The 22,308-nt window shown below is 58.9% G+C and carries 16 protein-coding genes and 1 riboswitch; of the genes, 11 read left to right on the top strand and 5 right to left on the bottom strand.

The window, feature by feature from the left end; all coding sequences use genetic code 11:
- Positions 1–3 precede the first annotated feature (3 nt).
- The 5 genes from AC6I7A_RS01265 (at position 4) to AC6I7A_RS01245 (ending at position 5,183) form a co-directional block, all read left to right on the top strand.
- Positions 4–816 carry an alkaline phosphatase family protein gene (locus AC6I7A_RS01265; protein ID WP_046101007.1) on the top strand — a complete coding sequence of 271 codons (813 nt, stop codon included), beginning with the start codon at positions 4–6 and terminating at the stop codon, positions 814–816.
- Positions 813–1,658: an ABC transporter permease gene (locus AC6I7A_RS01260; RefSeq protein ID WP_058956992.1), complete on the top strand. Its 846-nt coding sequence runs from the start codon at positions 813–815 to the stop codon at positions 1,656–1,658. The genes AC6I7A_RS01265 and AC6I7A_RS01260 overlap by 4 nt, the downstream gene beginning before the upstream one ends.
- Positions 1,659–1,668: 10 nt before the next feature.
- Positions 1,669–2,454, top strand: a complete 786-nt coding sequence (locus AC6I7A_RS01255) for an ABC transporter permease (RefSeq protein WP_058956991.1) — start codon at positions 1,669–1,671, stop codon at positions 2,452–2,454.
- Between the two features lie 2 nt (positions 2,455–2,456).
- Positions 2,457–3,449 carry an ABC transporter ATP-binding protein gene (locus AC6I7A_RS01250; protein WP_046101005.1) on the top strand — a complete coding sequence of 331 codons (993 nt, stop codon included), beginning with the start codon at positions 2,457–2,459 and terminating at the stop codon, positions 3,447–3,449.
- A gap of 108 nt (positions 3,450–3,557) precedes the next feature.
- On the top strand, positions 3,558–5,183 hold the full coding sequence (locus AC6I7A_RS01245) for a Na/Pi cotransporter family protein (RefSeq protein WP_009092626.1): 1,626 nt from the start codon (positions 3,558–3,560) through the stop codon (positions 5,181–5,183).
- A 37-nt stretch (positions 5,184–5,220) separates the two neighbouring features.
- Here AC6I7A_RS01245 and panS read toward each other — a convergent pair whose 3' ends face one another.
- The 3 genes from panS to lysC form a co-directional block, all read right to left on the bottom strand.
- Positions 5,221–6,138 (bottom strand): ketopantoate/pantoate/pantothenate transporter PanS, encoded by a 918-nt coding sequence (gene panS / locus AC6I7A_RS01240; RefSeq protein WP_058956990.1) that lies wholly within the window; start codon positions 6,136–6,138, stop codon positions 5,221–5,223.
- A gap of 181 nt (positions 6,139–6,319) precedes the next feature.
- Positions 6,320–7,015: an aquaporin Z gene (gene aqpZ / locus AC6I7A_RS01235; RefSeq protein ID WP_195910798.1), complete on the bottom strand. Its 696-nt coding sequence runs from the start codon at positions 7,013–7,015 to the stop codon at positions 6,320–6,322.
- A 239-nt stretch (positions 7,016–7,254) separates the two neighbouring features.
- Positions 7,255–8,607 carry a lysine-sensitive aspartokinase 3 gene (gene lysC / locus AC6I7A_RS01230; protein WP_009092631.1) on the bottom strand — a complete coding sequence of 451 codons (1,353 nt, stop codon included), beginning with the start codon at positions 8,605–8,607 and terminating at the stop codon, positions 7,255–7,257.
- Between the two features lie 119 nt (positions 8,608–8,726).
- Positions 8,727–8,917, bottom strand: a riboswitch (Lysine riboswitch).
- 429 nt (positions 8,918–9,346) lie between these two features.
- Between lysC and pgi the strand changes: the two genes are divergently transcribed.
- The 5 genes from pgi (at position 9,347) to AC6I7A_RS01205 (ending at position 15,461) form a co-directional block, all read left to right on the top strand.
- Positions 9,347–10,993, top strand: a complete 1,647-nt coding sequence (gene pgi / locus AC6I7A_RS01225) for a glucose-6-phosphate isomerase (protein WP_058957046.1) — start codon at positions 9,347–9,349, stop codon at positions 10,991–10,993.
- 565 nt (positions 10,994–11,558) lie between these two features.
- Positions 11,559–11,807 (top strand): exopolysaccharide production protein YjbE, encoded by a 249-nt coding sequence (gene yjbE / locus AC6I7A_RS01220; RefSeq protein WP_009092634.1) that lies wholly within the window; start codon positions 11,559–11,561, stop codon positions 11,805–11,807.
- Positions 11,808–11,983: 176 nt separating this feature from the next.
- Positions 11,984–12,631 carry a YjbF family lipoprotein gene (locus AC6I7A_RS01215; protein WP_046101001.1) on the top strand — a complete coding sequence of 216 codons (648 nt, stop codon included), beginning with the start codon at positions 11,984–11,986 and terminating at the stop codon, positions 12,629–12,631.
- A complete protein-coding gene (locus tag AC6I7A_RS01210; protein WP_058956987.1) occupies positions 12,628–13,371 on the top strand; it encodes a capsule biosynthesis GfcC family protein in 744 nt (247 codons plus the stop codon). The genes AC6I7A_RS01215 and AC6I7A_RS01210 overlap by 4 nt, the downstream gene beginning before the upstream one ends.
- On the top strand, positions 13,371–15,461 hold the full coding sequence (locus AC6I7A_RS01205; protein WP_046100999.1) for a YjbH domain-containing protein: 2,091 nt from the start codon (positions 13,371–13,373) through the stop codon (positions 15,459–15,461). The genes AC6I7A_RS01210 and AC6I7A_RS01205 overlap by 1 nt, the downstream gene beginning before the upstream one ends.
- 360 nt (positions 15,462–15,821) lie before the next feature.
- Here the strand turns inward: AC6I7A_RS01205 and metH are convergent, their stop codons facing one another.
- The gene (metH, locus tag AC6I7A_RS01200) at positions 15,822–19,505 is read right to left on the bottom strand and encodes a methionine synthase (RefSeq protein ID WP_058957045.1); all 3,684 of its coding nucleotides are present in this window, start codon (positions 19,503–19,505) and stop codon (positions 15,822–15,824) included.
- 194 nt (positions 19,506–19,699) lie between these two features.
- Between metH and iclR the strand changes: the two genes are divergently transcribed.
- A complete protein-coding gene (gene iclR / locus AC6I7A_RS01195; RefSeq protein WP_046100998.1) occupies positions 19,700–20,527 on the top strand; it encodes a glyoxylate bypass operon transcriptional repressor IclR in 828 nt (275 codons plus the stop codon).
- Here the strand turns inward: iclR and aceK are convergent.
- Entirely contained in the window at positions 20,502–22,250 is a 1,749-nt protein-coding gene (gene aceK / locus AC6I7A_RS01190; RefSeq protein ID WP_058956986.1) for a bifunctional isocitrate dehydrogenase kinase/phosphatase, read from the bottom strand. The genes iclR and aceK overlap by 26 nt on opposite strands.
- Positions 22,251–22,308 lie beyond the last annotated feature (58 nt).

The following is a 22,308-nucleotide window of genomic DNA, read 5'->3' as shown; positions in this document are numbered from 1 at the left end:
GAAATGAAGACTATCCTGGTGGTGCTGGATGGGCTGAGCAATCAGGTCGCACAACATGCAATGGGTTATCTGCATGCCGAATGTTCGCAGGGCAACGGCTTTTACTACCGTCTGACCTGTGAACTGCCCTCACTGTCGCGGCCACTTTATGAGTGCATTCTGACCGGCGTCCCGCCGGTCAGAAGCGGCATTATTCACAATGGCGTCAGCCGATTAAGTCGCGAGCGCAGCATCTTTCACTTTGCCCGTGCGGCAGGCCTGACCACCGCGGCGGCAGCCTACCACTGGGTGAGTGAACTTTATAACCGCACCCCGTTTGTTCCGGCGCGCGATCGTCATACGGACGCACCGGAACTGCCGATTCAGTATGGTCATTTTTACTCTGACGACAGCTATCCCGATTCGCATCTGTTTGAAGACGCAGAGAGCCTGCGGCTGCGTCACGATCCCGACTTCCTGCTGATCCACCCGATGAACATCGACGACGCCGGTCATAAATCGGGACTCTCCTCACCGCAGTACCGCAACCGGGCGCGCATCGCCGACGGCCTGCTGTCGCAGTGGATGCCGCTGTGGCTGGCCGAGGGCTATCAGGTGATGGTGACCGCCGATCACGGTATGAATGACGATCGCTCCCATGGCGGCATTCTGCCTGAGGAGACTACGGTGCCGCTGTTTGTCTTTGGCCGGGCCTTCTCGCTGCAGCCTGACCTGGCACCGCAGCAGACCGATCTGTGCGGCACCCTGTGCGAACTGCTTGAGGTGCCGCATGACAAACCGGTCTGCCGCGGGCTGCTGGCGGAGCCACAGAGATGAGGAAAAGAGGCTTTGCCCTGCTGCTGCTGCTGCCGTTTGCCCTGTTCTGGGTCGCCTTTCAGCTGGCACCGCTGCTGTGGATCGCCATCAACAGCTTCTGGAGTGAGATGAACAGCCAGTGGGGCTGGGATAACTATCACGACATCCTGACCTCGCCCTTTTATCAGCAGGCGTTTCGTTTTTCGCTCGATATTTCGCTCTGGTCAAGCGTCTATGGATTAGTGATTGCGCTGGTTACCGGCTACTCCCTGCATCAGCTCAGCGGCGGGCGACTGCAGCGCTTCCTGCTCTCCTTTACCAACATGACCAGCAATTTTGCCGGTGTCCCGCTCGCCTTCGCCTTTGTGATCCTGCTGGGGCTGAACGGCTGTCTGACGCTGCTGCTGCGTCACTACGGGCTGATTGAGAGCTTCCGGCTCTTTTCGCGCAACGGCATGGTGCTGGTCTACACCTGGTTCCAGATCCCGCTGGGCGTGCTGCTGCTCTACCCGGCGTTCGACGGGCTGAAGAAAGAGTGGCAGGAGTCAGCGGCTCTGCTGGGGGCCAGCCGCTGGCACTACGGGTGGCACATCGCCCTGCCGATTCTGTTTCCGGCGCTGCTTGGCACCTTTGTCATTCTGCTGGCGAACGCGCTGGGGGCGTACGCCACCATTTATGCCCTGACTACCGGAAACTTTAACGTGGTGCCGGTGCGCATCGCCGCGCTGGTCTCCGGGGATATCTCGCTGGACCCCAACACCGGCAGCGCGCTGGCGATGCTGCTGGTGGCGATTATGGCGCTGATCACCCTGGTGCAGCAGTATCTGGTGCGCCGCAGCTATCTCAACGCGAAACAGCCCTGAAGGAGCCGTCATGTCATCTGCTGAGCGCCTGTATCACCGGATAATGGTGGGGGTACTTTTTCTCCTGCTGGCCCTGCCGCTGGCGGCCACGCTGCTCTACGCGATCGCCTCTGACTGGAGTAATACCATTCTGCCGCAGGGCTATAGCCTGAAGTGGTTCATCCAGCTCTGGAGTGATCCGCGTTTTCTGACGGCGCTGGGCCATTCCCTTCTAATTTGTTTTGGTGCGCTGCTCTTCTCGCTTCTGCTGGTGCTGCCTGCCATGTTTGTAATCGCTTACTACTATCCACGGCTGGATGCGGTGATGAACATTCTGATCCTGATGCCCTTCGCCGTGCCGCCGGTGGTCTCGTCAGTGGGTTTGCTGCAGCTCTACTCTTCCTACCCGCTGATGCTGACCGGCACACCGTGGATACTGATTGGCTGTTATTTCACCATCGCGCTGCCCTTTATCTATCGGGCGCTGGCGAACAATATGCAGGCCATCAACCTGAAAGAGCTGATCGACGCCGCGCAGCTGCTGGGTGCCAGCACCTGGCAGGCGGCACTCTGGGTGGTGCTGCCCAACCTGCGCAAAGGGATGCTGATTGCGGTTCTGCTCTCCTTCTCCTTTCTGATTGGCGAATTTGTCTTTGCTAACCTGCTGGTCGGCAACCGCTATGAAACCCTGCAGGTCTATCTCTACAACATGCGCAACGGCAGCGGTCACTTCACCAGCGCGCTGGTGATCTCCTATTTCTTTGTGGTGCTGCTGGTCACCTGGCTGGCTAACGCCCTGAATCCCGAACGAGGCTGAGTATGAGTTATCTTGAGGTCAGATCGCTGAATAAACGCTACGGGCCCACCCCCATTTTCGAGGAGATCGATTTCAGCGCGGCAGAAGGTGAGTTTGTTACCCTGCTCGGCCCCAGCGGCTGCGGTAAATCGACGCTGCTGCGCTGCCTGGCCGGTTTAACCGGCGTCGACAGCGGCGAAATCCGGCTGGCGGGTCACGATATTGTGCCGCTGGCGCCGCAGAAGCGCGCCATCGGTATGGTGTTCCAGAGCTACGCACTCTTTCCCAACATGACGGTAGAGAAAAACGTCGCGTTTGGCCTGAAGATGCAGAAGCTGCCCGACGCAGAGATCCGCCAGCGGGTGCCGGAGGTGCTGGAGCTGGTGGAACTCAGCGACTATGCGCGCCGTTATCCGCATCAGCTGTCGGGCGGGCAGTGTCAGCGCGTGGCTCTGGCGCGTTCGCTGGTGACGCGTCCGCGTCTGCTGCTGCTGGATGAGCCGCTATCGGCGCTGGATGCGCGAATCCGTCGCCATCTGCGCGATCAAATCCGCCGCATCCAGCGCGAGCTGAACCTCACGACCCTTTTCGTCACCCACGATCAGGAGGAGGCGCTGACGCTCTCCGATCGTATAGTGCTGATGAACCGGGGTAAAATCGTGCAGAACGGCGATGCCGAAGCGCTCTACACCCAGCCGGCTGACCTCTTCGCCGCCGGGTTTATCGGTAACTACAACCTGCTCAGCGCTGAGCAGGCGACGCGGCTGACCGGCCAGCCTTTTCACAGCCAGGTGGCGATTCGTCCGGAATCGATGCAGTTCACGGCGCAGGGCCAGGGCATTCCTGCGGTCATCCTCAGCCACAGCCTGCTGGGCAACGTCATCCGCTACCGTATCCGGGCGCAGGATGTGGAACTTTCGGTGGATGTGCTTAACCGATCGGCGGCGGATTTGCATCCCGCTGGCAGTCAGATTGGTCTACAATTAGCGATGTCGACTTTGCGCCAGGTGGCTTAAAACACAGGAAAAAATCAGGCAAAGCACGGCAATCCCTTTCCACAGATTGCTCTCTCCGTCAGGCTGGCAGTCTGTGCTTTAAGCCTGACTCTGGAGGAGCAACCCCCCGTGTTAACTCTGCTTAATTTACTCTCCGCCGTGGCCCTGCTGGTCTGGGGCACGCATATCGTCCGCACCGGCATCATGCGGGTTTACGGCGCCGATCTGCGCCGCGTCCTCAGCCGCAGCATAGAAAAGAAACCGATGGCCTTTCTGGCAGGCATTGGTGTGACCACGCTGGTGCAGAGCAGCAATGCCACCACCCTGCTGGTCACCTCCTTTGTGGCGCAGAATCTGGTCAGCCTCACCCCCGCGCTGGTGGTGATCCTGGGGGCGGATGTCGGCACCGCGATCATGGCCCGTATCCTGACGTTTGATCTCTCCTGGCTCTCGCCGCTGTTTATCTTTTTTGGCGTGGTCTTCTTTCTCAGCCGTAAGCAGACCCGAGCCGGACAGCTAGGCCGGGCCAGTATCGGACTGGGTCTGATCCTGCTGGCACTGCAGCTGATTGTTGAAGCCGCCCGCCCGATTACCCAGGCCGCCGGGGTCCAGGTGCTCTTCTCCAGCCTGACCGGCGATGTGATGCTCGATGCCCTGCTGGGCGCGGTCTTCGCCATTATCAGTTACTCCAGCCTGGCTGCGGTGCTGATCACCGCCACGCTGACCGCCACCGGGGTGATCTCTTTCAAGGTGGCGCTCTGTCTGGTGATTGGTGCCAACCTGGGCAGCGGCCTGCTGGCCCTGATCAACGCCAGCGGCTCCAATGCGGCGGGCAAGCGCGTGGCGCTCGGCAGCCTGCTGTTTAAGCTGATCGGCTGCGTGGTGATCCTGCCCTTTGTCGATATCGTGGCGACATGGCTGGATAAGCTGCCGGTGAACGATGAAGAGCTGGTGATCTTCTTCCACGTCTTCTACAACCTGGTTCGCTGCGTGGCGATGGTGCCCTTTGCTGACCTGATGGCGCGCCTCTGCCGTCGTCTCATCGCCGACGATGTGGACACCGCTCTGCAGCTGAAACCGAAGCATCTGGACCGCAGCGCGCTGGATACCCCGGCGCTCGCCCTGGTGAATGCCGCCCGCGAGGCGCTGCGCATGGGCGACGTGCTGGAGCAGATGCTGGAGGCGTTTAATAAGGTGATGCATGGGGAATCGCGCGAGGAGCGCACGGTGCGGCGGCTGGATGATGATGTCGATGTGCTCTACACCGCCATCAAACTCTATCTGGCGCGGATGCCGAAAGAGGATCTGCCGGAAGAGGATTCGCGACGCTGGGGGGAAATCATTGAGATGTCGCTCAATCTGGAGCAGGCCGGCGACATCATTGAACGGATGAGCGGCGATGTGGCGGATAAGTCGCTGGCGGCGGGCCGCGCCTTCTCAGCCGAGGGGCTGAAAGAGCTGGAAGGCCTGCAGGAGCTGCTGATTAGCAACCTCAGAATGAGTCTGTCGGTGTTTCTGTCGCACGATGTCACCAGTGCTAAACGGCTGCGCCGCGCGAAACATCGTTTCCGCCTGATGATTCGCCGCTACTCGCACGCGCACGTTGACCGCCTGCATCAGCAGAACGTGCAGAGTATTGAGACCAGTTCGCTGCACCTCGGTTTGCTCGGTGACATGAAGCGTCTCAACTCACTGTTCTGCAGTGTCGCCTATACCGTGCTGGAACAGCCCGACGATGAGCGTGATTATGAATAAGCGCGCAGAGGAGAGAAACCTCTGCACGCCATCGGTGTTACGGCTTCTTAATCGGCTTTCCGGACCAGTAGCCCGCCAGCAGTGAACCTGACAGGTTGTGCCACACCGAGAACAGCGCGCCCGGCAGGGCGGCCAGCGGCGAGAAGTAGAGCTTGCCCAGCGTCGCCGCCAGACCGGAGTTCTGCATCCCGACCTCCAGCGCCAGCGTGCGGCAGGTTGACTCATCAAAGCCAAACAGCTTGCCTCCCCAGTAACCGCCCAGCAGGCCAATGGCGTTATACAGGATCACGGCGGCGATCACCATCAGGCCCACCGATCCGATAAAGCTCTGACTGCCCGCCACGACTGCGCTGATGATCAGCAGAATACAGATCATTGAAAACGCAGGCAGCCAGGGCTCGACCCGGCGAACCACGCTGTTCATGCTGTGATGAATGATCAGCCCGAGGCTGATCGGGATCACCACGATTTTCACAATGCTCAGCAGCATTCCCACCACGTCCACCTGAATATGGGTGTCCACATAAAAGCGGGTCAGCAGCGGCGTGGCGAATACGCCCACCAGCGCCGAGACGGAGGAGATCGTGACCGACAGCGCCACATCCCCCTTCGCCAGATAGATCATCACGTTGCTGGCAGTGCCGCTGGCGACGCTGCCGACCAGAATCATCCCCGCAGCGAGATCGGGCGGCATATGGAACAGTTTTGCCAGCGCCCAGGCGGCTAACGGCATCACCAGATAGTGCAGAAAGGTACCGGCAATCACGGGCGCGGGGCGGGTCAGCACCCGTTTAAAATCGTCAATATTGAGCGTCACCCCCATGCCAAACATGATCAGCATCAGCAGATACGTGACCCACGGCCCGATGCCAAGAAACGTTCCGGGCGAGTAATACGCGGCGACAGATAACAGCACGGCCCAGAGCGGGAACAGGCGGGTTAAAGTGGCGAGCATGGCCAGACTTCCTTATAAGAGTGTTGTGTTTTATGCAGAGTTGCCCCTGAAGCACGCCATACAGGAACGACTGCTGACGCGGGCGGGATCATAACATTTCGTTATCACGACGTAAGGCGAAGATGCGGCGGGGCGGGAAAATGCGGATCGACTGCTGCCGATCCGCTGCAAATCGACGAAATTACGCTGCTTTATCCTCTAAACTGCGGAAGATCACACCACCCACCACACCACCGATAACCGGCATCAGCCAGAACATCCACAGTTGTGAGAGTGCCCAGTCCCCCTGGAACAGGGCCACTGCCGTGCTGCGAGCCGGGTTGACCGAGGTGTTGGTCACCGGAATCGTCACCAGATGAATCAGGGTTAACGCCAGGCCAATCGCAATCGGCGCAAAGCCTTTCGGCGCGCGTTCGCTGGTGGCCCCCATGATGACGATCAGGAAGATGGCGGTCATCACGACTTCGCTGATCATGCCCGCCTGCAGGCTGAAGCCGCCCGGCGAATGCGCGCCGTAACCGTTCGCCGCGAAGCCGCTGGCGGCGGCACTGAACTCGCCTCTGCCGCTGGCGATCAGCCAGAGCACCGCACCAGCCGCAATGCCACCCGCCAGCTGCGCGAGGATGTAAGGGATAGCCTGCGCCGCGGGAAAACGTCCGCCTGCCACCAGGCCCAGGGTGACCGCCGGGTTAAAATGACCGCCTGAAATGTGTCCGACCGCATAGGCCATGACCAGCACGCTCAACCCGAACGCCAGCGCCACGCCCAGAAAGCCAATGCCCAGCTGCGGAAACGCGGCAGACAGCACGGCACTCCCGCAACCGCCCGCCACCAGCACAAAGGTGCCCAGCGCTTCTGCGATTAACCTTTTCATGATATTTCCTGTGATTGGGTGAATGGATTATGCGGCGGGATTATAAAACTGCGCAGGCTGATAGCAACGCAAGTACATGAAATGGCAAGATAAAAGGGTTACCATTTGGCAACAGGGAATAATAACCCTTTGTAAAAAGGGGATTTATCCGGGATGAGATAACGCGGGGGAAAACCGGCCAGGGTGACCCGGCCGGACGCTTTCTCAGGCCGCGCTGAGGCGGCCTGAGAAAACAGAGAGGCTTACTCGAACAGATTGCGGTGCAGCGTACGCACCACGCTTTCTGCATCGTTGCCCGGCACCAGGAAGCAGAGGTTGTAGCTGCTGGCACCGTAGCAAATCATGCGCAGGTTGAACGGGTCGAGCACACCAAACACCTCTTTGCCAACGCCGCAGGCTTTAGAGAGCTGGTTGCCGATAATCGCCACCAGCGCCAGATCTTCTTCTACTTCTACCCGGCAGAGCGACGAGAGTTCCGTCAGCAGCGCCTGGGTCAGCAGGCTGGCACTGGTAGAGGTGGAGCCGGTGGTATCGAGCGTCAGCGCCACGCTCACTTCCGAGGTGGTTATCAGATCGACCGAGACGTTGTGGCGCGCCAGAATGTTGAACAGTTCGGCGAGGAAACCAAACGTATGCAGCATGTTCAGGCTGTGCAGCGTTAACAGCGTCTGCTTGCGGCGCAACGCCAGCGCCCGGAACAGCGGCGGGTTGCGGGTTTCGTTGCAGACGCGGGTTCCTCCCGCGGCCGGATCCTTGCTGGAGCCAACAAAGACCGGGATACCGCGGCGTACGGCGGGCAGCAGCGTGGCCGGATGCAGGACTTTCGCGCCAAACGTCGCCATTTCAGCGGCTTCTTCAAAGGTGATTTCATCAATACGCTTCGCGGTCGGCACCACGCGCGGATCGGTGGTGTAGATACCCGGCACATCGGTCCAGATATCCACGCGCGCCGCGTGAAGGGCTTCGCCGAGCAGCGCTGCGGTGTAATCACTGCCGCCACGGCCTAACGTGGTGGTGCGTCCTTCACTTTCACTGCCGATGAAGCCCTGGGTCACAACCAGCGCCTGCGCGATGCGCGGCTGCAGCTGCTCCGTCGCCTGCGTTGCCAGCACGTCGACGTCCGGTACAGCCCGGCCAAAGCGATCGTCGGTGCGCAGCACTCTGCGAACGTCAAACCACTCCGCATTGACCTGGCGTTCACGCAGAATTTCAACAAACAGCAGGGAGGACATCAGCTCGCCGTGACTGACCAGTTCATCGGTCAGGGCACTTGAGGTGGCCAGCGAAGCGGCTTCGGAGAGCATACTGATATTGTCGATCATCCGATCGATTTCATCGCGGATCACATCCGGACGCTGCAGACGATCCACAATGGCATACTGGATACGGCGGATATCATCGAGCAGAACGGCACGCTGGGCAGCGGGCTGGCCTTCAGCCAGTGAAACCAGCAGATTGGTGATGCCCGCCGAGGCGGAAAGCACCACCAGACGGGTGCTGGCATCCTGCAGCACCACATCAGCGCTGCGATTCATCGCTTCAAAATCAGCGACGCTGGTGCCGCCAAATTTTGCCACAATCAGTGTTTGAGACATGTAGTAGAACCTCGTGTCAGGTTATCTTGTTCCCGCCATTGAGAAAGGGGTCGGGAAACATTCTTTCAGCCAGGCACAAGGAAAGAGCAGAAACGGGCAGACCAGATCGGGTAGACGAGTCACCCAGAAGCGCCCCACCTTGCGAAACGTCGACTGCACGTTTCTGGTGACAACCCAGAGGATTCAGCCCCTGTAGCCGACAGGCAACACACCGCGTGCTGACCCACCTCGGCGTCGCTCCCCATCATGTGTTTTCGCCGGATACGGTTCCTCCAACACACTGCCTGGGCGACGCGCCTCTTCTGGCTTGCGCACAGGTGCGCAAGTAGGCGCATACATTTAGCCTTTTCTGGCCCTGCTGTCAATGTCAGCATGGCTGGCACGCCGCATCAGAAAACAAATCTGCCTGCGCCACAGCGGCTAGAGTGCTGGGTGGGTTCAGCCCGGCGCGCCCTTTTTTCTGCGAAGCTTAATGGGTTCAGCCGTTGCATTCATTCCTGATTCGGCACAACGTTTTGTACGGCCTTTCGCGTCACACTCGGTCGGACGTTGTCACTGCCCTCTCCGGCTGTTCGCGCCAGTGAATGCTGGCGACAGGATGCGGGCTTTCCGCTCCCCAGCCCGGAGCGCGCTGACAAAATTTTTCCTTTCAGTTACAACTGTGGTCATACTGAAACGCTAAACGGGGTCGATGTGACCCGATGGGATGACGGTTCTTTTTATCAACAAGAGTGTTGCCATGAAAAATATCAATCCGACACAAACCGCAGCCTGGAAAGCGCTGCAACAGCATTTTGAGCAGATGAAATCGGTGGAAATTGCCGATCTGTTTGCTGAGGATGCCGATCGTTTTGCCAAATTCTCTGCCACCTTTGATGATCAGATGCTGGTGGATTTCTCCAAAAACCGCATCACCCAGGAAACCCTCGATAAGTTACAGGCGCTGGCCAGAGAGACCGATCTCAGCGGTGCCATTAAGTCTATGTTCTCGGGTGAGAAGATTAACCGGACCGAAGATCGTGCGGTGCTGCACGTCGCGCTGCGTAACCGCAGCAACACCCCGATTCTGGTGGATGGCAAAGATGTGATGCCGGAAGTGAACGCGGTGCTGGATAAGATGAAAGGCTTCTCCGAACGTATCATCAGCGGCAAGTGGAAAGGCTATACCGGTAAAGCGATTACGGACGTGGTAAACATCGGTATCGGCGGCTCCGACCTCGGCCCGTTCATGGTGACTGAGGCGCTGCGCCCGTATAAAAACCACCTGAACATGCACTTTGTTTCTAACGTTGACGGCACCCACATCGCCGAAACGCTGAAAGATCTCAGCCCGGAAACCACCCTGTTCCTGGTCGCATCGAAGACCTTTACCACGCAGGAAACCATGACCAACGCCCACAGTGCGCGTGACTGGTTCCTGAAAACGGCTGGCGATCAGCAGCACGTGGCGAAACACTTTGCGGCGCTCTCCACCAACGCCAAAGCGGTGGGCGAGTTTGGCATCGACACCAACAACATGTTTGAATTCTGGGACTGGGTCGGCGGTCGCTATTCGCTCTGGTCTGCCATCGGCCTGTCGATCATTCTATCTATCGGTTTCGATAACTTCGAGCAGCTGCTGAGCGGCGCACACGCCATGGATCAGCACTTCGCCTCGACGCCTGCTGAACAGAACCTGCCGGTGCTGCTGGCGCTGATTGGTATCTGGTACAACAACTTCTTTGGTGCCGAAACCGAAGCGATCCTGCCTTATGACCAGTACATGCACCGCTTTGCGGCCTATTTCCAGCAGGGAAATATGGAGTCAAACGGCAAGTATGTGGATCGCGACGGTCACCCGGTGGACTACCAGACCGGTCCTATTATCTGGGGCGAACCGGGCACCAACGGTCAGCATGCGTTCTATCAGCTGATCCATCAGGGAACCAAGCTGGTACCGTGCGACTTTATTGCCCCCGCCATCAGCCATAACGCCCTCGCCGACCACCATCCGAAGCTGCTTTCCAACTTCTTTGCGCAGACCGAAGCGCTGGCCTTTGGTAAGTCACGCGACGTGGTGGAGAAAGAGTTTACGGATGCCGGTAAATCCGCAGAGTCCGTGGCCCATATCGTGCCGTTCAAAGTCTTTGAAGGTAACCGCCCGACCAACTCTATCCTGCTGCGTGAGATTACCCCGTTCAGCCTGGGTGCGCTGATTGCCCTGTATGAACATAAAATCTTCACTCAGGGCGCCATCCTGAATATCTTCACCTTCGATCAGTGGGGTGTGGAATTAGGGAAGCAACTGGCGAACCGCATTCTGCCGGAACTGGAAAATGATGAACAGATTACCAGTCATGACAGTTCCACTAATGCCTTAATTAATCGCTACAAGTCCTGGCGTTAATCGGCTTTAAATTAATCAGGCGGCACATTTGCCGCCTTTTTTTGTCTCTGTTTACGCCCTGTCTGGCGCTTTATGGATATACAGACCGTCACTGGCGCGGGAAAATTCCGAAAGTCACCTAAGACAATTCTGAACATTGCCGGAGCATACCCGCCAATACCCAGTATAAAATGGACCTGAAAAGTGTCATTACCCTGGGTTAACCCTTGATTCATAATCCTATTTAATTTTAGCAATCCTAAGTAAATTCTGATTATTCTTATTCCGTACCAGATATTAATAAAAGAGAACATTACGCTTTGCAATTCTTTAACCCGCAGCGAAATATCTGGCATCAGGCCGAAATATTCCGATATAAAAGGCGGTTATCTCCAATCTGACTGATTAAATCACGCCATCACCTCCTTCGCCGCCCTGGTTTTTATAGCGCTGAACTCTGATATTTTGTTGCCCTATAATGAACGCGCCCGCAATGGGACTGCCTGTCGCTCTGGTCATAGCTTGTCTGTATAGCCAGGGTCGTCAGGCGGAGATCCTTCATTCACTCAATGCAGGAAACGTTGTTATGAAAAAAACTATGGTTGCCGGTGCAGCCCTGATCCTCGTTGCCGCCTCATCCAGCGCCTTTGCCGCGCCGGAAGAAGCGGGTTCCGCAGCTGGCGCGCAGGCGGGAGCAATCTCGTCCGGCACGTCGACCGCTGTCGGTATCGGTGCGCTGGGCGCGCTGGTCGGGATCGGGATCGCCGCTTCTGGCGGTGGTGACGGTGCAAATACCGGTACAACAACCACAACCACGACGAGTACAACTCGTTGATGGAAACCCGAAACGCGTCTGATTGCTGACCGGTGACTTACGGGCAACGCTGACGTTTCAGCGACGCCACACAGTCCGCCGTTTTGCCGCCAGACGTAACGGGCAGAGCACCTTTAAACATAACCACACGTCTGTGTGGTTATTTTTACTTTGGCATGACTTATCAGGGACACACAGTGCGCCAACTTCCTCTGCTGCTCGCTTGCCTGCTGCTGCAGGCCTGTACACAAACGCAAAAAGGTCTTGAACAGACCCTGCTGCTCGCGGTTAACGGTCCTGACGACGTCACCGTAACCGATCAACAGGTCAACAATCTGCCCTACGCCAGTCTCTATGCCCGGCTGAATGAGGGACCGCGTATTTTCGTGGTGCTGGGCTATAACGAGAATGGTCAGCAGAAATGGGTGACTCAGGATCAGGCGATGCTGGTCACACAGCATGGGCGCCTGGTAAAAACCCTGGGCTTACCGGATAACCTGCTGAGCGTCAGCAATCTGCAGCAGGACCCGCTGGCTGCCGCCCTTCACCTCAGCAATGGCGCAGGCTGGACCCGCATCGTGCAGTGGACCGAACAGGGCAAGGTTCGCGGCGCGACCGTGCGTTCTACCTTTGCGCGCGGCACCGATGAAGTCCTGACCCTCGCGGGCAACCGCATTCCCTGCCGCGTCTGGCATGAGCAGGTGAGCATCGACAGCAGTAACCGCACGTGGGAAAACACCTTCTGGATCGATAACAGCAGCGGCGATGTGGTGCAGGCCCATCAGATGCTGGCGGCAGATGCCTTCCCTGTAGACACCACTATTCTGAAGCCGGCGAAATCATGAAAAAAATAACATTTTTGCTGGCCGGGCTGAGCCTGCTCAGCAGCGCAGGCGCACAGGCGACGGCGCAGGTGATTGTCCACGCACCGCATAATGGCGGTCAGGCTGAACTGAGCCAGATTGCCGATATCGCCCAACTGGTGACGCTTCCTCCGCTGCAGGCGAACACGGACTGGCGTCATACTTTTATTGCCGAGCGCGGTGCCAGCGCCGTGGCACAGCAGCACTATCAGCAGACGCTGGGTGAACTGCGCGCGTGGCGTGCCGACAGCAGTGGCGACCGGGCGGCGGCCATTGATGAGGTGATCCGCCAGCTGAGTGCGATCAGGGTAACAGGCCGCCAGTTTACCTCGCTCGACCCGGACTGGATCCGTCTGCATCCGGCAGACAACCGTCGTCTGGAAGGCAGCTATGACCTCTGGCTGCAAACCCCGTCCGATTCCGTGCTGCTGCTCGGCGCGCTGAGTGGGGCAGGCAAAGTGAGCTGGCAACCGGGAAAATCCGTACGTGACTATCTCGAGGGGCATTCGTTACTTTCCGGGGCAGAACGCAATTTTGTTACGGTGATTGACCCGTCGGGTGCCACGCAGCAGGTGCCGGTAGCGTACTGGAATCATCGCCATGTGGAAGTGGAGCCAGGCAGCATTATCTGGCTCGGCTTTTCATCGTGGAGCCTGCCAGGCGCCTATGAAGATCTCAACGATCGCCTCCTCTCCGTACTGACTCACCGGATACCAGACTGATGAAAAAACGTTATCTCTTCAGCCTGCTGGCTGTTTCCGTGGCGGCAGCCTGTCAGGCGCAGGCTGACACCTGGCCTGCGCCGGTGGGACCTTCACAATCTGATTTTGGCGGCGTGGGCCTGATGCAGGTGCCGACCGCGCGCATGGCCAGAGAGGGGGAGTTCAGCCTCAATGCCCGCGACAACGATCAGTATCGCTACTACTCCGCATCGCTGCAGCTCTTCCCGTGGCTGGAGACGACCGTGCGTTACACCGACGTGCGTACCCGCCAGTACAGTGCGGTCTCTGAATTCAGCGGCACGCAGAGCTATAAAGATAAAGCCTTCGACCTGAAACTGCGTCTGTGGCAGGAAGGATTCTGGCTGCCGGAAGTGGCGGTCGGCACCCGCGATCTCGGCGGCACGGGCCTGTTCGACAGCGAATATCTGGTGGCGACCAAGGCCTGGGGGCCGTTCGACTTTACGTTCGGTCTCGGCTGGGGCTATCTCGGCAACAGCGGCACGGTGAAGAACCCCTTCTGTTCCTACAGCGACAGCTACTGTCAGCGTCCACGGGTCGGCGAAGCGGGTTCCATCAACGGCTCGCAGATGTTCCACGGTCCGACGGCGCTGTTTGGCGGTATTGAGTATCAGACCCCCTGGCAGCCGCTGCGCCTTAAAATGGAGTATGAGGGTAACGACTATCAGAATGACTTTGCTGGCCGTCTGGAGCAGCGCAGCAAGCTGAACGTCGGGGCGATTTACCGTGTGACCGACTGGGCGGATATCAACGCCAGCTACGAACGCGGCAACACCTTTATGTTTGGTGTTACCCTGCGCACGAACTTTAACGATCTGCGCCAGGCGCACATCGACAGCGAGAAGCCCGCCTACAATCCGCAGCCGCAGCCGCGTCTGCTGGAGCCGACCGTGGTGGGGAATCAGCTTACCGACCTGAAATATAACGCCGGTCTCGATGGCCCGCGTATTCAGACACAGGGGCATACGCTCTATGTCTCCGGTGAGCAGACCAAATATCGCGATACCCGCGAAGGCGTCGATCGCGCTAACCGCATCATCATGAATCATCTGCCGGACGGCATCGACACCATCAATGTCACCGAGTCGCGCTTTAATATGCCGCAGGTCACCACGGAAACGCAGGTCGCCAGCCTGCGTAACGATCTGCAAGGCTATCCGCTGGGCCATGAGCAGCCGCTGCAGCAGACGCGCAAAGATCCGGTCGATCCGGGCACTACTGAGCAGGGGATGTTTATCCGCAAAGATCGCCTGAATTACAGCCTGTCACCGGTGCTGAATCAGTCGGTGGGCGGCCCGGAGAGTTTCTACATGTATCAGGTCGGCGTGATGGGTAACGTCGATTACTGGCTGACCGACCACCTGCTGGTGGGGGGCAGTCTGTTTGGCAACCTCGCCAACAACTACGATAAGTTCAACTATAACGGCGCACCGGCCGACTCATCGCTGCCGCGCGTACGTACCCACATCCGCGACTACGTCGAGAATAACGTCTACGTTAACGATCTGCAGGCCAACTATATGGGCCACCTTGGTAACGGCTTCTATGGTCAGGTCTACGGCGGTTATCTGGAGACGATGTATGGCGGCGTGGGCGGCGAGGTGCTCTATCGTCCGGTCGATGCGAACTGGGCGGTGGGCGTCGATGCCAACTACGTCCGGCAGCGTGACTGGGATAACATGATGCAGTTCAACCGCTATAAAGCCTCAACCGGCAACCTGACCGGCTACTGGCGTCCGTGGTTTATGCAGGATGTGCTGGTGAAAGCCAGCGTCGGTCAGTATCTGGCGAAAGATAAAGGCGTGACGGTTGATGTGTCCAAGCGCTTTGACAGCGGCGTGATGGTGGGGGTGTATGCCACGAAAACCAACGTCTCCTCGGAAGAGTATGGCGAGGGTGATTTCACCAAAGGCTTCTATATCTCTGTGCCGATGGATCTGTTCACCGTGACGCCAACACGCGGTCGCGCGCAGGTTAACTGGGTGCCGCTGACGCGGGATGGCGGTCAGATGCTGGGTCGTAAGTACCAGCTGTATGATCTGACCTCCGATCGCGACGCGCGCTTTAACTAAGCAGAGGCGGCCTCGTTCAGACGGCGGCCGGACGTAAAGCGATGGGAGCATACGCCTGAAGCAAAGCATAGCGGGCCAGGGATGGCCCGCGCTGAGCCTGCCATGGATGGCGTTAAGGCGACTTTGCGCAAGGCGTATGCTCCCTGAGCCTGCTCTGCGGTAAGCGGGTGCACGCACAGGGAACCCGGTCAGTTCGGAAAGGCGCTAATGCCAATCCCTGGCCGCTCGGCCCGCGCCGTCCCTGCCGCGGGACGCTTTCCTCTTCTGACCGGGTTCCCTGCGCATTGAGCTTATTCATTGCAGTAAGATTCGCCCGGATTTAAATTTCCAGCTGTCTGAAGCGGTCTCCCGGCCGCTTTTTTACTCCTCGTCATAGCCTAGATGCGGTGCCAGCCAGCGTTCCACTTCGCTGACCGACATGCCTTTGCGGGCCGCATAATCCTCCACCTGGTCACGCTGGATCTGCGCCACGGCGAAATATCGACTGTCAGGATGGCTGAAGTACCAGCCAGCGACGGCGGCGCCCGGCCACATGGCATAGGATTCGGTGAGCGTCATGCCGATCTGTTCTTCCACCCCCAGCAGCGTCCAGATGGCCGCTTTTTCGGTGTGATCCGGGCAGGCCGGATAGCCTGGCGCCGGTCGTATCCCCTGATAACGCTCGCGAATCAGCTCGTCATTGCTGAGATTTTCATTGGGGGCGAAGCCCCAGATCACCTTACGCACCCGCTCATGCAGATATTCGGCAAACGCCTCCGCCAGACGGTCCGCCAGCGCCTTCACCATAATCTTGTTGTAGTCGTCATGCTGCAGGTCATACGCCGCCGCCAGCGCATCCTCTTCCAGCCCGCCGGTCACCGCGAAAGCGCCAAGATAATCCGCTTTTCCCGTTGATTTGGGTGCCACGAAATCGGCCAGGCAGTAGTTTGCAAAGTCGGTTTTCTCTGTCTGCTGACGTAAGTGATGACTCACACACAAAACTTCATCGCGCCGCTCATCGCTATAGAGATGGATATCGTCACCGACCCGGTTAGCCGGGAAAATACCGACCATGCCCCGCGGTGTCAGCAGCGACTGCTCACTTAATCTGTCGAGCATCGCACTGGCATCGGCAAACAGACGCTGTGCCTCTTCACCCACCACCTCATCTTCCAGAATGCGGGGATATTTGCCCGCCAGCGACCAGGTCATAAAGAACGGCGTCCAGTCGATATAGTGGCGCAGTGTGTCGATACTGGCCTCTACCTGACTGACGCCGGGGCGATGCGGCACCGGTGGCGTGTAGTTTTCCCACGCGATCAGGCTGGCGTTATCGCGCGCGGCATGCAGCGACACCGGCGGCGTGCGCGGTTTTTTGCGTGCGTGCTGGATGCGCACGGTTTCATACTCCCGTCGGGTCCGGGCAATAAAATCGGCTTTCAGCGTGTCGGAGAGCAGCGATGACACCACGCCGACGGTGCGTGAAGCGTTCTGCACGTAAACCGTCGGACCGCTGTAGTGCTGCTCGATTTTGACGGCGGTATGCGCCTTTGAGGTAGTCGCGCCGCCTATCAGCAGCGGCAGCGTAAAGCCCTGACGCTCCATCTCCTTCGCCATGTTAACCATCTCATCCAGCGACGGCGTGATCAGGCCCGATAAGCCGATAATATCCGCATCGACTTCCCGCGCGGTTTTCAGGATCTTCTCCCCTGGCACCATCACGCCCAGGTCGATAATTTCGTAGTTATTGCACTGCAGCACCACGCCAACAATATTCTTGCCGATGTCATGCACATCCCCTTTCACCGTGGCCAGCACGATTTTGCCGTTGCTGCGCCCGGCCTCTTTACTGGCCTCGATAAAGGGTTCCAGATACGCTACCGCCTGTTTCATGACGCGTGCCGATTTCACCACCTGCGGCAGGAACATTTTGCCTTCGCCGAACAGGTCGCCGACCACATTCATGCCCGCCATCAGCGGCCCTTCGATAACCTCTATCGGGCGGGACACCTGCTGGCGCGCCTCTTCGGTATCCTGCTCAATAAACTCCGTTATTCCTTTAACCAGCGAATATTCCATTCGCTTAGCTACCGCCCAGCCGCGCCACTCCGCCAGCTGTTTCTCCTGCGCGCCGTCACTTTTGCCGCCACGGTACGTTTCCGCCAGCGCCAGCAGCCGCTCGGTGCCCTCTTCGCGCCGGTTGAGGATCACATCTTCGACGGCATCGCGCAGTTCAGCGGGCAAGTCGTCATAGATAGCCAGCTGGCCGGCGTTCACGATCCCCATCCCCATGCCGTTGCGGATGGCGTGATAGAGGAACACGGCGTGGATCGCTTCGCGAACCGGTTCGTTGCCGCGAAAGGAAAATGAGACGTTGGAGACGCCGCCCGAGATCATCGCATGGGGCAGTTCACGCCGGATATCTTCGCACGCCCCGATAAAGTCCATCGCGTAGTTGTTGTGCTCCTCTATGCCGGTCGCCACGGCAAAGATATTGGGGTCAAAGATGATATCTTCCGGCGGGAAACCGACTTCCTGTGTGAGGATCTGATAAGCCCGGCGGCAGATCGCGATCTTACGGGCGCGGGTATCCGCCTGCCCCACTTCATCAAAGGCCATCACCACCATGGCAGCGCCGTAGCGCCGCACCTGACGGGCATGATGGATAAAGGCCGCCTCGCCCTCCTTCATCGAAATCGAGTTAACGATTCCTTTACCCTGAATGCACTGTAACCCTTTTTCAATCACTGCCCATTTCGAAGAGTCGATCATCACCGGCACGCGGGCGATATCGGGTTCGCCCGCAATCAGATTCAGAAAACGCACCATCGCCGCTTCGGCGTCGAGCATCCCTTCATCCATGTTGATGTCGATAATCTGCGCGCCGCTCTGCACCTGCTGCAACGCGACGTCCAGCGCCTCGTGATATTTCTCTTCTTTAATCAGTCTCTTAAATTTTGCCGAGCCGGTGACGTTGGTGCGCTCCCCGACGTTCACAAACAGTGATTCGGCGCTGATGTTAAGCGGCTCCAGACCGGAGAGACGACAGGCCACCGGAATAGCCGGTGGCTTCCGCGGTGTGACGCCTTCAACAGCGGCGGCCATGGCGGCAATATGCTGCGGCGTCGTACCACAGCAGCCGCCAATAATATTCAGGAAGCCGGCACGGGCCCATTCCCCCATCTGCCGGGCCATCACTTCCGCATCGAGATCATATTCGCCAAACGCATTGGGCAGACCCGCGTTGGGGTGCGCGCTGACGTAGCCCTCAGCGATGCGCGACAGCTCCGCCACATACTGACGCAGCTCATCCGGGCCGAGCGCACAGTTCAGGCCAAAAGAGAGGGGTTCTGCATGACGCAGAGCGTTATAAAAGGCTTCGGTGGTCTGGCCGGAGAGTGTTCGCCCGGAGGCATCGGTAATCGTCCCGGAGATCATCAGCGGCAGCGTCACGCCCAGCGCCTCCATCTCGCTCTGCACCGCATAGACCGCGGCTTTCGCATTCAGCGTGTCGAACACCGTCTCAATCATGATGAGGTCAACACCGCCCTCCACCAGCGCGCGGGTCGACTCCCGGTACGCATCCACCAGCTGACTGAAGGTGACGTTGCGAAAGGCGGGATCGTTTACATCGGGCGAGATAGAGCAGGTGCGGTTAGTCGGGCCCAGCACGCCCGCCACAAAGCGCGGGCGATCCGGCGTTTTCGCCGTCCACGCATCGGCGCAGGATCGTGCCAGCCGGGCCGCTTCACGGTTGATTTCTGCCGAGAGGCTTTCCATGCGGTAATCTGCCATCGCAATCGACGTGGCATTGAAGGTGTTGGTTTCGAGGATGTCAGCGCCTGCGGCCAGATAGGCGTCGTGGATCTCGCGGATCACCGCCGGCTGACTCAGCACCAGCAGATCGTTGTTGCCTTTAAGATCGCAGGGCCACTCGGCGAAGCGGCTGCCGCGAAAATCCGCCTCCTCCAGCCGGTAGCGCTGGATCAGGGTGCCCATGGCACCGTCCAGCACCATAATGCGTTGTGCGAGCTGCTGATATAACGCGTCGATTTTCGTGCTCACCGTTGCCCCACTCACGTCAGTCTGCTGGCGAAAAAGCCTGTTTTTCATTCTGGCACAAGCTTAACTGGCGACAAAGTCACCTTATGCGGGACGGATAACGATCGCGGGCTGAGAGGTCTGACCAGAAAAGCAGCGTTTGCAAACGTCACGATTAAAACGAAAATGATTTCCACAATGCAAAAGAGGAGTTTCCCATGGCAACGCCGGTTCCCGCTAAGCGCGGCAAAAAACCCCGTAGCACACCTGTCGCCGCACCAGCGGGCGGTCAGGTCCAGTCGCTGACGCGCGGCCTGACCCTGCTGGAGCTGATTGCCGATTCACACGGCAGCGTGGCGCTGACCGAACTGGCCCAGCAGGCGGGCCTGCCAAACTCCACCACCCATCGCCTGCTCAGCACCATGCAGCAGCAGGGTTTTGTCCGTCAGGTGGGCGACCTGGGTCTGTGGACTATCGGCGCACACGCCTTTGTGGTCGGCAGCAGTTTTCTGCAAAGCCGTAACCTGCTGGCGCTGGTGCACCCGGTGCTGCGCAGGCTGATGGAGCAGTCTGGCGAGACGGTCAATCTGGCGGTGCTGGATCTCAGCGATCATCAGGCCGTGATCATCGATCAGGTGCAGTGCACGCAGCTGATGCGGATGTCCGCGCCGATTGGCGGCAAGCTGCCGATGCACGCCTCCGGTGCCGGCAAAGCGTTCCTGGCACATCTGGGCGATGAGCAGGTCACGGCGCTGTTGCATCAGAAGGGCTTGCACTACTACACCGCAAAGACGCTGATGTCGCCGCAGAGCCTGAAGGAGAATCTGGCACAGGTGCGCAAAGCGGGCTTTTCCTTTGACGATGAGGAGCATGCGCTGGGTCTGCGCTGTGTCGCCGCCCCCATCTATGACGAACATGGCGACGCCTTTGCGGCGCTCTCCATCTCCGGCCCGATTGCCCGCATGACGGATGACCGCATTACTGAACTCGGCGCGCTGGTCATCCGCGAGGCGCGACAGGTTACGCTGGCGTACAGCGGTCGTTAACGGTTTCTGCCGCGTAGCAGACGCTGAAACGCTGCGTCTGCCGCCAGGCAATTACCTCTTCCACATGGCCCTGAGCGATGCGCTGCTGCTGAGCGCGCCACCAGCCGGGGTCAAAAAGCTCCGGATGCAGTTGCAGCAGCAAGGCGCCGGTCGCGGCTTCGCTGCATAACGCATAGCGGAAAGTCTCCGGAAACACATCGTCCGGCCCGACGCTGTACCAGGGCTCTGCGCTGAGTTCATCTTCCTCATAACGCGCGCGCGGCACCTCCCGGAAGTTCAGTTCGAGCATCGGGCGGATCTCATCGTAGTCATAAAAAATGACCCGGCCATGGCGGGTGATGCCGAAGTTTTTAAACAGCATATCGCCGGGAAAGATATTGGCGGCCGCCAGCTGCCGGATGGCGTTGCCATACTCCTCGATTGCATGATGCCGCTCTGCCGCGCTGGCCTGCGCCAGATAGAGATTAAGCGGCTGCATCCGTCGCTCCAGCCACAGATGACGAATGATCAGACGGTCGCCCCGGATCTCCACTTTTTCTGCCGCACAGGCGTTCAGCTCAGCCAGCAGCGCCGGTGAGAAGCGCGCCAGCGGCAGCGCAAACTGCTCAAACTCCTGCGTATCGGCCATACGTCCCACGCGATCATGCTCTTTGACCTGCTGATAACAGGCGCGCACCTGCGCTTCCGTCACCTCTTTCTGTGGCGCGAAGCGATCCTTAATGACCTTAAACACCCGATCAAACCCCGGCAGCGTGAAAACCAGCATCACCATGCCGCGCACACCAGGCGCGATCTCAAAGGCCGCATCACTCTCTGCCAGCGCCTGAAGATATTCACGGTAGCTTTCCGTTTTGCCATGTTTCTGGCAGCCAATCGCCCTGTACCGTTCCGCCAGGGTTTTGCCTGGCAGAATCGGTTGCAGCCAGGCGACCAGCGCAGCAGGCACCGAGGCATAGACCATGAAACAGGCGCGGGCGAACCCAAAGACAATGCTGGCGTCATTCACATCGGTGAGACAGGTGTCTATCCAGAGTTCGCCGGCGTCAGTGCGCTGAATCGGCAGCAGACAGGGAGCGATGCCGTCCGGCAGATGCAGGCGCGCCACCAGCCACGCGGTTTTGTTGCGATAAAAAAGCTCACTGCTGACCTCAAGCCAGCCCTGATCCAGACCGGCAAAGTGCGACGTCAGGTGACGGACAATCCAGCTGACATCCCGGGCGCGGTGCTGCCACGGCAGGGTCAGCGGTAAATCGGCCAGAGCCTGATCCACCACGGCCCGCCAGCCTCTGTCCGGCAGATAACGTCGCGACAGGGGCCGCAAAGGGGTGACCGGCGTAGCCTGGGATTGAGAGCTGAAGATAAACAGGCGCTCCGGCTGCAGATCGGCATGACCATGTAACCGGCAGTAGACGGAGTTAAAAAAGCTTTCGGCAATCTCATGCCGCGGGTAGCCGGGAAGCAGGCTCTGATAGTGTTCCTTGATCCGCAGCCAGAATGCCTGATCCCAGTCTGCCGCGCCGTTCAGCACCCGCAGCTGGTCAGCAACCAGAGAGACATGATGGTCGTAGAGGTGGATACGAGCCTTCATGGCGTACTGCACCGCCTGCCACTCCGCCTCTTCAAACCGCTGCTGCGCCCCGGCGGTGATATCCAGAAAGCGGCCATACTGCGCATCTGAACCCTGCAGAATCGTGTGGGCGATTAAAGATTCACGTGGCGGCATAATCAGCTCCGGCAAAGGCCCGCCCGCAGCGTGCGGGCGGGGGATCCGTCAGGAAAGC

Source organism: Type-F symbiont of Plautia stali (assembly GCF_059731105.1).
Note: the sequence above shows the minus strand (reverse complement) of the source record. Positions and strands in the feature narration are given on the sequence as shown.